The 15884-nt window shown below is 35.9% G+C and carries 14 protein-coding genes; 2 read left to right on the top strand and 12 right to left on the bottom strand.

The window, feature by feature from the left end; translation table 11 throughout:
* Nucleotides 1-33: 33 nt before the first annotated feature.
* The 8 genes from dnaK to gpr form a co-directional block, all read right to left on the bottom strand.
* On the bottom strand, nucleotides 34-1866 hold the full coding sequence (dnaK, locus tag LC095_RS00885) for a molecular chaperone DnaK (RefSeq protein WP_226526392.1): 1833 nt from the start codon (nucleotides 1864-1866) through the stop codon (nucleotides 34-36).
* 30 nt (nucleotides 1867-1896) lie between these two features.
* Complete coding sequence (gene grpE, locus LC095_RS00880) at nucleotides 1897-2478, bottom strand: nucleotide exchange factor GrpE (protein WP_226526391.1); 582 nt, start codon at nucleotides 2476-2478, stop codon at nucleotides 1897-1899.
* A 103-nt stretch (nucleotides 2479-2581) separates the two neighbouring features.
* Complete coding sequence (gene hrcA / locus LC095_RS00875; RefSeq protein WP_226526390.1) at nucleotides 2582-3613, bottom strand: heat-inducible transcriptional repressor HrcA; 1032 nt, start codon at nucleotides 3611-3613, stop codon at nucleotides 2582-2584.
* Between the two features lie 111 nt (nucleotides 3614-3724).
* On the bottom strand, nucleotides 3725-4861 hold the full coding sequence (gene hemW / locus LC095_RS00870; RefSeq protein WP_226526724.1) for a radical SAM family heme chaperone HemW: 1137 nt from the start codon (nucleotides 4859-4861) through the stop codon (nucleotides 3725-3727).
* A gap of 106 nt (nucleotides 4862-4967) precedes the next feature.
* On the bottom strand, nucleotides 4968-6791 hold the full coding sequence (lepA, locus tag LC095_RS00865) for a translation elongation factor 4 (protein WP_226526389.1): 1824 nt from the start codon (nucleotides 6789-6791) through the stop codon (nucleotides 4968-4970).
* Nucleotides 6792-7171: 380 nt separating this feature from the next.
* Entirely contained in the window at nucleotides 7172-7501 is a 330-nt protein-coding gene (locus LC095_RS00860) for a YqxA family protein (RefSeq protein ID WP_226526723.1), read from the bottom strand.
* A gap of 36 nt (nucleotides 7502-7537) precedes the next feature.
* A complete protein-coding gene (spoIIP, locus tag LC095_RS00855) occupies nucleotides 7538-8737 on the bottom strand; it encodes a stage II sporulation protein P (protein WP_226526388.1) in 1200 nt (399 codons plus the stop codon).
* Nucleotides 8738-8803: 66 nt separating this feature from the next.
* Nucleotides 8804-9913 carry a GPR endopeptidase gene (gene gpr, locus LC095_RS00850; RefSeq protein ID WP_226526387.1) on the bottom strand — a complete coding sequence of 370 codons (1110 nt, stop codon included), beginning with the start codon at nucleotides 9911-9913 and terminating at the stop codon, nucleotides 8804-8806.
* 260 nt (nucleotides 9914-10173) lie between these two features.
* On the opposite strand from gpr, the gene rpsT reads away from it, so the two are divergent.
* Nucleotides 10174-10440, top strand: a complete 267-nt coding sequence (gene rpsT, locus LC095_RS00845; protein ID WP_078432395.1) for a 30S ribosomal protein S20 — start codon at nucleotides 10174-10176, stop codon at nucleotides 10438-10440.
* A gap of 89 nt (nucleotides 10441-10529) precedes the next feature.
* On the opposite strand, the gene holA is transcribed toward rpsT, so the two are convergent.
* The gene (gene holA, locus LC095_RS00840) at nucleotides 10530-11552 is read right to left on the bottom strand and encodes a DNA polymerase III subunit delta (protein WP_226526386.1); all 1023 of its coding nucleotides are present in this window, start codon (nucleotides 11550-11552) and stop codon (nucleotides 10530-10532) included.
* Between the two features lie 358 nt (nucleotides 11553-11910).
* On the opposite strand from holA, the gene LC095_RS00835 reads away from it, so the two are divergent.
* Nucleotides 11911-12045, top strand: a complete 135-nt coding sequence (locus LC095_RS00835; RefSeq protein WP_078432397.1) for a YqzM family protein — start codon at nucleotides 11911-11913, stop codon at nucleotides 12043-12045.
* Between the two features lie 49 nt (nucleotides 12046-12094).
* Here the strand turns inward: LC095_RS00835 and LC095_RS00830 are convergent, their stop codons facing one another.
* The 3 genes from LC095_RS00830 to LC095_RS00820 all read right to left on the bottom strand — a co-directional run bounded on the left by LC095_RS00830 (nucleotide 12095) and on the right by LC095_RS00820 (nucleotide 15777).
* Nucleotides 12095-14422: a DNA internalization-related competence protein ComEC/Rec2 gene (locus LC095_RS00830; protein WP_226526385.1), complete on the bottom strand. Its 2328-nt coding sequence runs from the start codon at nucleotides 14420-14422 to the stop codon at nucleotides 12095-12097.
* A gap of 83 nt (nucleotides 14423-14505) precedes the next feature.
* A complete protein-coding gene (locus tag LC095_RS00825) occupies nucleotides 14506-15063 on the bottom strand; it encodes a ComE operon protein 2 (RefSeq protein WP_226526384.1) in 558 nt (185 codons plus the stop codon).
* Nucleotides 15064-15147: 84 nt separating this feature from the next.
* Nucleotides 15148-15777: a helix-hairpin-helix domain-containing protein gene (locus LC095_RS00820; RefSeq protein WP_226526383.1), complete on the bottom strand. Its 630-nt coding sequence runs from the start codon at nucleotides 15775-15777 to the stop codon at nucleotides 15148-15150.
* Nucleotides 15778-15884 lie beyond the last annotated feature (107 nt).

Below are 15884 nucleotides of genomic sequence, written 5' to 3'. Positions count from 1 at the left end.
CACCCTGACTTTGACTTTTTACCTTAGATTGACTTATTTTTTGTCGTCATCATTTACTTCTTCAAATTCAGCATCTACAACATCATCAGCTTTGCTGCCTGCATCTCCACCTTGTTGCTGTGCACCTGCTGCTTGCTGAGCTTGTTCATACAGCTTTACTGAAAGCTCTTGTACGATAGTTTGAAGAGCTTCTTTTTTCGCTTTAATTTCTTCTAAGTTATTACTTTCAATCGCTGATTTTAAAGCATCCTTCGCTTCATTCGCTTTTGCTACTTCAGCTTCGTCTACTTTTCCTTCAAGATCTTTTAACGTTTTCTCTGTTTGGAAGACTAATTGATCTGCTTCATTGCGAAGTTCCACTTCTTCTTTACGGGCTTTATCAGCATCAGCATTTTCTTCCGCTTCTTTTACCATACGTTCGATTTCGTCATCTGATAAACCGGTGTTTGATTTAATCGTAATCGCTTGTTCTTTATTTGTTCCTAAGTCTTTAGCACGAACATTTACGATACCATTTTTATCAATATCAAATGATACTTCGATTTGTGGTACACCGCGTGGTGCTGGTGGAATATCAGTTAATTGGAAGCGACCTAATGTTTTGTTGTCAGCTGCCATTGGACGTTCACCCTGTAATACGTGAATATCTACTGCTGTTTGGTTATCAGCTGCTGTTGAGAACACTTGTGATTTACTTGTTGGGATTGTTGTATTACGTTCAATAAGCTTTGTAAATACACTACCCATTGTTTCAATACCAAGTGAAAGTGGAGTAACGTCAAGTAATACAACATCTTTAACGTCTCCAGTAATAACTCCACCTTGAATTGATGCACCAAGTGCAACAACTTCATCAGGATTTACACCTTTATGCGGTTCTTTTCCTAATGCTTTTTTAATTGCTTCTTGAACAGCAGGAATACGAGTAGAACCACCAACAAGGATAACTTTATCAATTTCATTTGCTGAAAGGTCTGCATCACTTAGTGCTTGACGAACAGGTCCCATTGTTCTTTCTACTAAATCAGATGATAGTTCATCAAATTTCGCACGAGATAGGCTTACTTCTAAGTGAAGTGGACCAGCTTCTCCAGCTGTAATAAATGGTAATGAAATTTGAGTTGATGTTACACCTGAAAGATCTTTTTTCGCTTTTTCAGCTGCATCTTTTAAACGTTGTAATGCCATTTTATCTTTAGAAAGGTCAATGCCGTTTTCTTTTTTGAATTCAGCAACTAAGTAGTCGATAATAACTTGGTCAAAGTCATCTCCACCTAGACGGTTATCCCCAGCAGTAGAGCGTACTTCGAATACACCATCACCAAGTTCAAGGACAGATACGTCAAACGTACCGCCACCTAAGTCATAAACCAGGATTGTTTGATCTTCGTCTGTTTTATCTAACCCATATGCTAAAGCTGCTGCAGTAGGTTCGTTAATAATACGTTCTACTTCTAAACCGGCAATTTTACCGGCATCTTTTGTAGCTTGACGCTCAGCATCATTGAAATAAGCCGGAACAGTAATAACTGCTTTAGTAACTGGCTCACCTAAATACTCTTCAGCATAAGATTTTAAGTGTTGAAGAATGATCGCTGAAAGTTCTTGAGGTGTATAGTTTTTGCCTTCAACCTCTACTTTGTGATCAGTACCCATATGACGTTTAATTGAGATAATTGTATTTGGGTTAGTGATAGCTTGACGCTTTGCAACCTCACCAACTTGACGTTCACCATTTTTGAAAGCAACTACAGAAGGTGTTGTACGGTTTCCTTCTGGATTTGGAATTACTTTCGGTTCTCCGCCTTCTAAAACTGCGACACATGAGTTTGTTGTACCTAAATCGATACCGATAATTTTACTCATTGAATAGAACCTCCTAATATGTAAGTTTTTTTATTGATTTACTTTTACCATTGCAGGTCGTATGACCCTGTCCTTGAGTTTGTAGCCTTTTTGTAGTTCTTCTACTACAGTGTTGGATTCAAAGTTGTCATCCTCAACTTGCATAACTGCTTGATGCAGATGTGGATCAAATGGTTCACCAACAGATTTAATTGTTTCTACACCCTCATTTTGAAGGGCTTGAACTAACTGATTGTAAACCATATTCATACCTTGTAATAATGATTTTGTTTGTTCATTATTAGCTTCTATTTGTAACGCTCTTTCAAAGTTATCAAGAGCAGGTAAAATGTCAGAGACAATACTTTGAGCACGATACTTTTGAGCAGCTTCCTGATCTAAGCGAGTGCGGCGTCTAAAGTTATCGAAGTCCGCTTGATTTCGAAGCATTTTATTTTCTGTTTCGTCAAGCTTCGCTTGTAATTCAGCAATTTTTGCAGTTGTTTCATCAGCAGTTTCTTCAGCTTCTTCAACAATAACATCTTCTGCATCGACTACTTCAACTTCGACTTCTTCAGTGTCTTGTGTATCTACTGTTTCTTCTTGTTCTGCAACGTTTTTCTCATTTGACACGATGTTTCACCTCCCTTAAAGAAATCGTTATATCATATGATTTATATGCATAGGAATCGGATGGAATAGAGTATATCCCATCCATATATCAATATAACCAAGCTTATCTTTCGTGATACAATTCAGTAAGGGTTTTAGAAAGGTCACGGGTCATTCTTGTTAATAAGCTGATCACTCGTGAATACTCCATTCTTGTTGGACCTAATACAGCAATTGTACCAAATTGATTTTCCCCTAGAGAATATGTAGCTGTAATCAAGCTACAATTTTCCATTGCGGAATTATCATTCTCTTTACCGATTTTAATTGTTAATCCCGTGTTGTTGCTTTTTAATAGACCATACAATTCTTTTTCATGTTCAATCATCGTTAATAACGACCTGATTCTGCCGATATCTGAAAACTCCGGTTGGCTTAGCATATTAGTCTTACCGCCAAAATAAATCTTTTCAGCTGAGTCTAACTTTAATGATCCAGCCATGATCCTTAATAGCATATCATAGTTTTCAATATGATCTTTAAGAACTGTGACAACTTCTTTGAAAATTTTATTCTGCAGCTCAACTAGAGGAACCCCGACTAATCTTTCATTTAAAATATTTACCATTTTTTCGATATCACTAGGGTCAAGTGATCCTGGAAAGGTAATGGTTCGATTTTCAACATGACCGGTATTTGTCACAATGATAGCTACCGCTGTATCATGATTTATCGGGACTATCTGTAACCTTTTCAACCGATTTTCATTCACTTTGGGCCCGAGTACAATCGATGTATAATTTGTCAATTCCGACAAAATTTGCGCTGATTTTTGAACAACCTTTTCTAGTTCAAATATTTTCTCAGCATAAATTGATTTAATTTGTGATACTTCTGTTTTCGTTAATCTTTGTGGAGATAATAAATGGTCCACATAATAGCGATATCCCTTCTCAGAAGGAACACGTCCAGAAGAACTATGGGTTTTTTCAATAAATCCAAGGTCCTCTAAGTCAGCCATCTCGTTCCTAATAGTAGCCGAGCTAAACGTTATATCGTCTTTTTTCGCTAATGATCGAGAACCTACAGGCTGAGCTGAATGAATAAAATCATCAATTATTACTTGAAGGATTAACAATTGGCGATCTGTAAGCATTATTCATCACCTCTGTTAGCACTCTTCAAGAGCGAGTGCTAAATATATATAAAAAGTTATCAAAACCAAAATAAATTGTCAATTAATAAATACATGAATTTTTATCCAGATTTATGAGATCAAGAACTCTTGAAATACTTCATTACCCAATAATTTACCTTTTCGTGTTAAGAAAATAGACTTTTCAGTATCCACTAATAATCCTTTATGAACTAATTGCTTAATTTGTTCTCCAAATTTACTTTCTACTGTTAAATCAAATTTTTTAAAAAACCTTTCCTTATAAACACCTTCTACTTTGCGGAGTCCTAAAAACATTTCCTCTTCCATTGCCTCTTCGATACTCACTTGATGTTGGGATTGATAAGCATATCCTACTTCAAGCACATTTTCCATATATTTCTTAACAGGTCCGATATTTGATGTTCTAATCCCATCTTCATAGCCATGTGCGCCGGCTCCAAAACCATAATAGTACTCATTATTCCAATATGTGATATTGTGGTTACTTTCATAGCCCGGTATCGCATAATTACTAATTTCATATTGTTTAAATCCCTGTTTATTCATTTCTTCCATTGCCAGCTCATACATAATCGCTTCCTGCTCTTGAGGTGGCAATGATAATCTCCCCTTTTGCATGAGATTATAGAATACAGTTTTAGGTTCAATAATTAAGGAATAAGCTGAATAATGTTTAACATTTAACGTAAAAGCTGTTTCAAGAGTTTTCTTAAACTGCTCTACCGTTTGGCCAGGAAGAGCATACATGAGATCTAAACTTATATTATCAAAGCCTGACTTTTCAGCCTGATGGACCGTTCTAAACACATCTTCCGTTCGATGAACACGCCCAATTTTCTTTAATAACTCATCATCAAAGCTTTGAACTCCTATACTTAAACGATTTACACCTGCATTTTTTAATACGGACAACTTCTCTTCTGTTAACTCTCCGGGATTTGCTTCGACTGCAAACTCTACAAGTTGATTTTCAGGAAGTAATTCTTCCGTAATCCCCTCAAATAGCCGATCTAACTGTTTAGCTGATAACGCAGTTGGTGTTCCTCCACCTATAAATATAGTCTTAAGAGGGTGTTCCTGGCTAATTTTACTTCTATGTTGCATCTCTTTAATGACCATTTCAATATATTCATCAACAGGCTGTTGTTTAAAGAATACTTTATTAAAGTCACAATAGTGACATATATGATGACAAAAGGGGATGTGAATATAAGCTGATTGAATCATTATTTCACCTTCTAATTAAGAAGCCGCAGACATCGCTGCGGCATCAGTTTATTTCAATTTAATGGTATCAAGTATAGCACAGGCTACTTTTTGATGAAAAAGATCAGCTTTCATCCATTCGTAGTACTGCCATAAATGCTTCCTGTGGCACTTCTACTGAACCGACTTGCTTCATACGTTTTTTACCTTCTTTTTGCTTTTCTAAGAGCTTACGTTTACGGGAAATATCTCCACCGTAACATTTGGCAAGTACGTTTTTGCGCATTGCTTTTATTGTGGACCTAGCCACAATTTTTTGACCAATTGCTGCTTGAATTGGGACTTCGAATTGCTGACGTGGAATTAGTTCCTTTAGTTTTTCAACAATCATCTTTCCACGGTCGTATGCAGAATCACGATGAACAATAAATGAAAGAGCATCTATTTTTTCAGCATTTAACAGAATATCCATCTTCACCAATGTAGATGTCTTATACCCTATTAATTCATAATCAAATGAAGCATACCCCTTTGTGTTTGATTTTAATTGATCAAAGAAATCATACACAATTTCAGACAACGGAATCTCGTAATTTATGCTCACACGATTTTCATCCAAGTATTGCATGTCTATAAAGTTCCCGCGTTTTTTCTGGCAAAGTTCCATAACTGCACCAACATAATCGTTCGGTACCATAATTGCCGCCTTTACATAAGGCTCTTCAATATGGTCTATTTTTTGAGGGTCTGGCATGTTAGAAGGGTTATCTACTCTAATTGTCTCACCATCTGTTAAATGAACATCATAGATAACACTCGGAGCAGTTGTAATTAAATCAATTTTGAATTCTCGTTCAATTCGCTCCTGGATAATTTCCATGTGTAGTAATCCTAGGAACCCGCAACGGAACCCAAATCCTAAAGCTTGTGATGTCTCTGGCTCAAACTGAAGAGAAGAGTCGTTTAACTCAAGCTTTTCTAAAGCTTCACGTAAATCATTATATTTTGCCGTATCGATTGGATATAAACCACAGAAAACCATAGGATTAAGCTTACGATAACCCGGAAGTGCCTCAGTTGCACCATTTTTTGCATTTGTAATCGTATCACCGACACGAGTATCTCCGACATTTTTAATAGCTGCTGTTAAAAAACCTACGTCCCCGACATTTAATTCTTTTAACTGTACAGGCTTTGGATTAAATACCCCTACTTCAGTTACTTCAAATTCTTTACCTGTAGCCATCATTTTAATCTTTTGACCCACTTTAACCGTTCCTTCTACAACACGGATATAGGCAACTACTCCGCGGTAAGCATCATATAACGAGTCAAAAATCAATGCTTTTAACGGACCTTCAGGATCCCCCTGTGGTGCAGGAACTTTCTCAACTACCTGCTCCAGAATTTCTTCAATTCCAATACCAGCCTTAGCAGAAGCTAATACCGCTTCTGAAGCATCTAGACCGATAACATCCTCAACCTCTTGACGAACACGTTCTGGATCAGCGCTTGGTAGATCGATTTTATTAATAACAGGTAATATTTCTAAATCATTATCAAGAGCTAAATACACGTTTGCCAGTGTTTGTGCTTCAATTCCTTGAGCTGCATCTACAACAAGGATCGCTCCTTCACATGCTGCAAGGCTTCGTGAAACCTCGTATGTAAAGTCGACATGTCCTGGTGTATCAATTAAATGGAAGGTGTATTCCTCTCCATCTTTCGCTTTATATTTTAATTGAACAGCATTTAATTTTATTGTAATTCCACGTTCTCTTTCCAAATCCATAGAATCTAATAATTGATTCTTCATTTCACGCTGAGTTAATGCAGATGTTTTTTCTAAAATACGATCTGCTAGAGTTGATTTACCATGATCAATATGGGCAATGATCGAAAAATTCCGTATTTTCGATTGCCTATTTAACTTTTCTTCTCTGTTCATATTATGACTTCACTCCTACATAGCTTACAAATACACTATTTCTCATTATATCAACTGGCAAATCAACATTCAATGGATAATAAACGTGCATTGAACAAAGTTTATTCCATCAAGAAATGATTCTGTATAACTCGGTTGCAAAAAAGCTTAGAAAGCTGCAAGAAAAAATATAACCTGTAAGATTCTTGCACATTGCAAAAATTCAAACAAAGTCGCAAATAACCAATAGAATTTGCAAAATCGAGGGAACTGGCATTGGAATCGACAAATTAAAGTAGGTTAGAAAAGGTATTCAGTTCCAAACAATAAAAAACTGTCAAAAGATACAATATATAATGTACTCTTTTGACAGCTTTTTCATTAATTTTTGCTTTTATGATTCATCCATCCATAAATTCTGTTACTATTTTAAGCAAAGATGATACACCGCTGCTAACAATATTGGCAAATTGTTTACCTAATTGAGAGAAAATATTAAAAGCTTCAATTTGTTCTAACTGTTCTTGTTTCTTTTGAAGGTCTTGGCTTGTAACCTCATTCCCCAGGATTGAAGCTTCTACGTCACCAGTCTCATTACTATCAATTTGGAAAGCACCTTGAAAATCAGGGTCATTGTAGCCCTTCATTTTAATCATCCCTTGATTAGCTTGTTGCATCCCTATAAGTACTCCAAAAAGTAGAACAGAACAAAGAACAATGCATTTTAACATAAATTTTACCATCTTGCTTCCCTCACAATAAGTAGTTTACTTTTTTTCAGAAGAAGTTTCCCCATTCACCTTTTCTGCTTGCCAGTAGTATTCACTAAAAACATCTGCCACTGCTGCAATTGTATTTTTTAATTCATCGAGGTTATTATCCACACCACCAAATTCAAGAAGCATGGCATTATTTGATAAATCTTGATTATAAACTCCGTTGTAGCCTTTACCACCTTGTTCAAAAATACCTCTACTTAAACCCGGATATTTTTCTTGTAGTAAATCATGAAGATCTTTTGCAAGCTGTTCATTTTTTTCCGCTGTTGGATTGTCTCCACCTATAACAAATGCAAGCTTCGCGTACGATTTGTCCCCAATTTTTATGGTTGTGACGTCCTTCCTTTGTGAATCACGGTGAATGTCAATCATATACGTTAGGTCCTGATTACTTGCCATTGCACTTTGAACTACGGGACGAGAAGCTGTATAAGACTTGGCATAGTTCCAACCTTTTTGTTTCAAATTGTCTTGGATATCGGTTGTTTCCACTTGACTGCCGATTCCTTCTTCTTTAAGGGCTTTTCCTAATAGTTCACTAACCATTGTTACATTAGCCTTGGAATGAATGGCCCGATTAGGATCGTCTTCACCTTCTAAAAGAGGAAGGTATGACTCCGTATTATGCGTGTTGTAAATGTACACTACTTTTTTGTCACCTGTTGTTAATGCCGGAGGAGTTTTAGGTTCACCATCATCTGCATTGACGACATCATTTTTATCAATTGACGCTTCTCTTTCTTGAAGCAATACTTCTGTTGGTGGTGGTGATTCATACGGCATATTTGTATAGTTTGTCCCATCTCCGGCAACAACAATTTCACTGTCAAAGAGAGAAAAACCCGGTAACTCCCGTCCTAAAAGGCTTCGCGGATCATCAGGGTTAATGCTTGTTGCCACTTTAAACATAATAGAGGATAGTTTTATTGGCTCGGCTTTTTCCGGCATCGCGGAAACAAAATAGCGGTTTTCCGCTCCTAACAATTGCAAAAATGCCTCACTATCAATGTGTTTTGTTAAATCATGAATGGATGAAGAAGTTAATCGGTATTCCGGTTTTAACGATGTTAAAATACCGGAAAGTAAAAAGGTTATGACCAAAACAATGAAGCTTATGACGATTCCCTTTTTTATGCTTGTCCCATTTAAGGTAACAATCATATTGCGACTAGTAGTAGTACGCTTCATTCTTATATCCTCCTTATGCTTGTCTACTAAAATGTATGTCCAAGCATAAGAAAGTAGAACAACGTGTTAATGGGTATAACTGCCTGAATTACTTTGATCCACTTGTTGATGAAGGGCTGAGTTTAAGCCACTTGCAATAACATTTGCCATGTCATCAATAAATGTATCCACCTCTTTAGGTGTTACCATTAAATTATGTCCCAGAGGTGCAAGTACTTCGTGAATGAGCTTACGCTTCTCATCATCCTCCAAGCTCCCGACAATACCCAAAAATTGTTGGCGATGCTCATCACTTGGTAAATCCTCATCTGTTAACACACGGCGTTCGCCAAAATTCATCCCTGCAGGTGTTAATGATCTTGACGGCTTGTTACCTTCGTTCATTTCTCGACCAAAATGCTTTAAGATATAATCGATCGTATCACTTGTTATCGATACAGCGTCTACTACTGTCGGGATACCGATTGCAATAACAGGGATGCCGAATGTTTCTTTACTTAATGCCTTTCGTTTATTTCCTACGCCTGATCCGGGGTGGATACCTGTATCTGAGATTTGAATAGTCGTATTTACTCTTTCTATTGATCTTGCAGCCAACGCATCAATAGCAATAACAAAATCCGGTTTTGACTGCTCGATTACACCCGAAATGATGTCACTTGTTTCAATACCTGTTAATCCCATTACACCTGGTGCTATAGCACTAACCGGTCGGAACCCTTCTTCAACATTCTCGGGTTGAAGCTTAAATAAATGCCTTGTAATTAGGAGGTTTTCTACCGCAAGAGGACCAAGAGCATCTGGTGTTACATTCCAATTACCGAGTCCAACGACTAAACAGCTTGCATCTTTAGGAATATTTAAATCAGAAATAAACTGACTGAAATGTTTTGCAAAAACTTCAATAACTTTTTCTTGAAGCTCTGTGTCTTTTTGTCTAATCCCTTGAACTTCAAGCGTTAAATATTTTCCTGCTTTTTTTCCAACAATTTCAGAACCCTGTTCATCTATCTCCAATGAAGAAAGACCTACTCCCTCTTCCTCCCACTCTTTTATAATAACCCCGCTAATATTGGATGTATTTTCAACCTCTGTCTGCTCAAGTGCCATCGCCCTTGCTTCAACAGCTAAGTCTGTTCGAACCGAATATTTACTTAAATCAAGTGACTTATCCATTTTTCCCATTACCTCCCATTTCATTATTCCTACTATATATCCTTGCCATTTATACACGGAAACATTCTCTAATTTTTGTTCAAAACGGAAGGAGAAATTCACCTGAATCCAAAATGTAATAAATTTTAATGGCTTTCAATGTATTTTCCTTTACATTAGTATTGCAATATGGGTAGCTGTTTGATAGAATATCTTTTGTTCATGTAAAGGAAATGGTCGAGTAATATAGATCTCGATTTACTTCTTAGGAGGTGAAAGATATGCCAAATATTAAATCTGCAATCAAACGCGTAAAAACTAGCAATGAGCGTAATGCACATAACTCTGCTATCAAATCAGCAATGCGTTCTGCTATTAAAAAAGTAGATGCACTAGTTTTAAACAATGATGCTGATAATGCAAAAACTGCACTAGTTGAAGCAAACAGCAAAATTGATAAAGCTGCACAAAGCGGTTTAGTACACAAAAACACTGCTGCTCGTTACAAATCACGTTTAGCAAAAAGTGTTAACGGATTAACTGCATAATATTAAGAGAAAAATATGCTGGAGCTTTAAAGTCCCTGCTATCAAATCTTTCTTAAACAAAAAAACGATCCGGTTTGGATCGTTTTTTGTTATTTTTCATTAAACAACTTTAATAAAAATAGCTCCAAAAGTAGCTGTTTATCTTTTTTCCCTGTCTTCATTTCGTAATCTGCCTCTGCTAACTCCATTAATATCTTGGCCAATTCTTCCGTTTGAAACAGCCTGGCTTGTTGTAAGGCAAGCTTGACTCTGAAAGGGTGTACTTTCACAGTTGTTGCAATCTGCTGCTGACCATATCCTACAGTAGACAATTCCTTAACCTGTAGAATCAGGCGAAATTGATTGACTAACAGAGATAGAATTTTAATTGGTTCTTCATTGTTTTTTAATAGGTCATAGAATATCTGTAAAGCCTGTTTGCCTCTTTTATGAATAACATGATCAATTAAATCAAATATATTTTGTTCGAGTGTCCTGGCGACAAGAAGATTAACCGTATCAACTGTAACGATTCCACCTTCTCCAACGTATGTACTGAGCTTTTGTAACTCTTGATGAATGACCATTAGATCCCCTGCTGTTAATAAAAGCAGCTGATTAACGGCATCTCCCTCTAGTTCAACTTGTGTTTCCCTAGCAACACTTACCATCCACTTTTTTGTATCAGCATCTGATAGTGACTTCATTTCAATTACTGTCGCTTGCTTTTTTAACAGCTTTGTAATCTTTTTCCGCTCATCTAACTTTTCATATGGCGCAACAAATACGACAACTGTATATGGTGCAGGTGATTGTAAGTATTGTTCAAGTTTTTCAATACGGTGTTCCACTTTTTCCTTCTTTTTTTCACTTGTTAAAAATACAGGATTTTTTATTACTACAACACGGCGCTCTCCCATAAATGGCAGAGTTTCCGCATCCTCAATGGCTGTTTCAATTGCCGTATCCTCCATGTCATACATAGATAAATTAAAATCTTTTTCCTCTTCAAGTAAAGAAGCTTGAACAATATAGCGCAATGTTTCTTGCATTAAAAAAGCCTCTTCTCCTAAAAGCAAATATACGGGGTTTAATTTTTTATTCTGGATATCCTTCCATATATCAAAAATCATCTTTATTCTCCAATCGTTCATTTCACTTCACTTATCGTAAAATGAAACCATCACTTTGGCAAGTATGAAAAGGAAACTCTATTTGCATTTACCAGGCTTTTTTTTATAAAATAATTGTAAGGGACCTGAGATTACAGCTCAGATCCCCTTTCATCTATATGAACGTTCCGATCCAGGGCCTAGGTAACCTGAATACGAAACGATGCCACAATGTTATCTATATTGTAGCCATTCCATTTTAAATTATTTGTGAGTAATCAAGGCAACAATGGAAAGAAATAGCCTTTGTTAAGTAGAAGATAATGTAGATTTTTTTAGTGTAATCGCTTATACTAAATATGATATAGGAGGGGTAAACGTGAACGAATTTGAAAAGAACGTCCAGAGTAAGCGTAATGATGCTGTCGATTCAGGTGTAGGATTTGTTGTCTCATTTGGATTCTTCGCGACAATTTTCATTATTGCTACTGTTGTAAAACTAATTGCTACATAACTATGATTGACTACATAAGAGACTGCTCCGTGCAGTCTCTTTTTTCTTTCTATTTTACTTCATCATATGGAGGGTGAATCGAAAAGGTTCCATTTGTTCCTTTAAATTCATATAAAATTCCTCCATGTAAATCAGTCCTAAATATTTTAATATCCCGACTTTTTAATTTTTCAATTACCTCACGATGTGGATGTTGGTATCTGTTGTTATATCCTGCAGAAATAACAGCTACAGATGGTGATAAAGCATCTAGAAACTGTTCAGATGTCGAACCCTTACTCCCGTGATGACCAACTTTTAGAACATCAGCTTGTATGCCCGGGTATTTTCTAAGAAGTTTTTCTTCACTACCGTGTTCAGCATCCCCTGTAAATAACCACTTCACTCCTCCTAACTCAGTCCACAAAACGAGAGAATCATCATTTTTGCTGTCAGTTAGCTCCTGGGGGGATACTATATAAAAAGGAAAATCATTAAACATCAACTGATCACCGGTACGCACAACCTCCACATCAATATTGTTTTCATTTGCTTTATCTATCACCTCTTTTTCAACATCTCCTCTTACAAACCCTTCCGGGATAATCAGGTCCTCAATCTTTATTTGATTTATGAGTTTAACCGCCTCACCAATATGGTCAACATCACCATGGGTTAGAAATAGACCATTTATTTTTGTTATCCCAATTGATTTTAAATACGGTATTGTTATGTTTTCTACAAGAGAATATGTGCTTTTGGTTCTTTCCCATTCTTCTTGCGGAAAAGAAATTCTCCCACCAGTGTCAATCAGGAAAACCCCCTTATTAAACGGTAATTGTATTAACACTGAATCCCCTTGTCCTACGTCGATAAACATAACCTTCCCATATGGATTCACATGAGAAGAGGAAACTTGAATAATAAATAACAGCACTAAAATTCCTACAGAATGACAGATTTTATGTAATGTAACTCTTTGTTCTATTCTTAGAAGAAGAAAATATGTTGCAAGACAATAGAACAAGATAAAAATAATAGACGGTCTCCCAGTTACTAGTGTAGAAAATGGCATTTGCAACACATACAATACAAATTGATGCGAATATGAAAGAATACTATCCAGTAACGAAACAAAGATAGTGCCTAAAGGAGGAAAAGCGACGATGAAAAAAGCAGCGGCAATTGACATCGGCAAAATAAGGTATGAATAGAATGGAACAAACATCATATTTAAAGGTAAACTAATTAGTGACATTTCAAAAAAGTGGAATAACAAAAGTGGTATTGAACAAAGTTGGGCGACGGATGAGACGATGGTTAATATAGCAAAAAAGCTTTTATATTGACTGATTACCTTTGCAGAGAGTAATAAACCTAGACTGACAACAAAAGATAATTGAAATCCAACCTGAAATAGATAATATGGATTAAAAATGAGTAAAAATAAGCAAGTAAAGCTTATGACATCAATAGCCGGGATCTTTAAACGGAAGATTTTAATAAGAAAATAAAGTATTACCATAAAAGATGCACGAATAACAGAGGGAGATCCTCCCGTTATGACCATATATATTGGCAATAATACAAGGAAGATCAATCTTGCTCTTTCATGAGTAATTCCACAATAAATAATGACATAATATACGCCACCTACTAATATAGCTACATGAAGGCCAGAAATGGCTAATAAATGGACAATACCTAAGGCTTGGTACCCTTTTTCAACTTCCTCATCAATTAATTGCCTTTCACCAAATAATAAAGCTTGAACAATCCCCTCTGATGAAGGTGGAAAATGAAGTTCAATTAATTCCAGCCCCTTCAATCGAATATCTAATAAAAAAGTATCCACTTTAAACTGATTTGATGAATAACATCTCTCAATTTTTTCGATTTTATATTGCCAATGAATATGTTGGTCATGAAGGTATTGCTTATAGTCAAATGCATTTGGCATTGTTGCTGCTTTTGGTGTATGTAACTCTCCTTTAAAAATGCATTGATCACCCGGCTTTAGTTTTTTTACCACTTCTTTTTGCTCTATTGTTTCTATCGCATATCGAAAAGTTAGCTTTTCTTTGTCCTCATTTTTCATCAGACCCTGTAGTTGATTTCCATCAACTCTTGGAATGGATATTATTTCACCTAAAGTAAAATACTCCCCTTCAGTTAGACTTGATTGATTATGTTTTTCAGTAACGGTATAAAGAAAAATAAAGAAAAGAATGGTTAAAATATGAAGAATTACGTGGATAGGTTTGAATTTAAGTAGAATATAAAGAAGGAATAATAGAGTGAGACTTAAAGAAAACGGATGATATTGTAAACGGCATAATGATAGGGATAAGGAAGCAGAAATTGCGAAGAAAAGTAGATAACCTTTAATATGCAACACCTCTACATTATTTTCAAATGAAGTTAAGTCAAGTAGAGAAAGAAGTCTAACACTCCACCTCTACTGATCTGACTTAAATTTGGTTATGACAGAATTTGATCTGCTTTGTTTCGAAGAGCTTGTACTACATCATCATCTGTATTTGATTCAGACAGCTTATTAAGTAAGTGTAAGATTAGTTCATCTTTATCCTTGTCAGCCTCACTTATTGTCTTTTCATATTTAACATATTCTATTTTGACATCCGCTTGTTCAAAAAGCTCAATAGCATATGGATGGTTTTTATAATCAGTCGCATAATAAACGGTTTTTATACCTGCTTGAATTAGTGCTTTACAACATTGTAAGCATGGAAAATGAGTGACATAAATTTCAGCGCCCGCAGTCGGCACTCCGAATTTCGCACATTGCAATAGAGCATTCATTTCTGCATGAATTGTTCTTACACAATGATTCTCAATCACATAGCAGCCCTCATCTGAACAGTGAACACCTCCTGCAATTGACCCATTATATCCTCCCGCAATAATACGTTTATCTCTAACAATCGTTGCTCCAACAGCTAATCTTGTACAAGTGCTTCTCATTGCCAAAAGATGGCTTTGAGACATAAAATATTGATTCCATGAAATACGACCCATGATGTTATCCCCCTACTCGACATATTTCTTTCTATAGTGTATCTGCAATACTAAATATTCGTCAATTTAAACTTCCTAAATAAATCATTTTACCGTAATTTCTTCACGTAATTTCTCAAATGATTTGTCTCCAATTCCAGTTACTTCGAGAAGATCTTCAATCTTTGTGAAAGGACCTTCTTCCTCGCGATAAGAAATAATTGCCTCTGCTTTAGAAGGGCCTATTCCTGTAAGTGTTTGAAGTTCCTCACTAGTTGCAAGATTAATATTCACCTTTTTTTGAGAGGGGTCTTCAGCAACATTTTGTGAGATAAAGGGATTTTCTTTTGTTTCTCCTTTAATAGGGATATAAACCACCATTCCATCCTGTAGGGGAGAAGCTAAATTAACTGCTAGTTCATCAGCTTTTTCACTTAATCCACCCGCCTCTTGAATAGCCTCATACACTCTGGCATCCACAGGAACCTCATAAACCCCCGGTTTTAGCACCGCTCCCTTTACATCAATTACAATTGAAGTATGTTCATCTCCATTATCAACGGGTTCCTTTTCATTTACGGAAATGATTTCTTCAAATTCATTCATGTCCATTTCTTCCATCTTAACTACTTCAGATTTCACAGGTTCTTTAGCGTAAAAATAATAAAAACAACAAACAATTAATACACTTATACACATGATTATCATCCATTTTTTGTTTATCTGGAAATTCACGATCTCAAACTCCTTATTACATAATTTTCAGAAAAACTTGGCTTATCACTAAGTCCTAATGGAAAAGTCTTAGTTTTTCTTCTGCTATCATTAATAAAATTTTATCT

Origin of the sequence: Metabacillus niabensis (assembly GCF_020524345.1) — a bacterium.
Taxonomy (GTDB): Bacteria; Bacillota; Bacilli; order Bacillales; family Bacillaceae; genus Metabacillus; species Metabacillus niabensis_B.
Note: the sequence above shows the minus strand (reverse complement) of the source record. Positions and strands in the feature narration are given on the sequence as shown.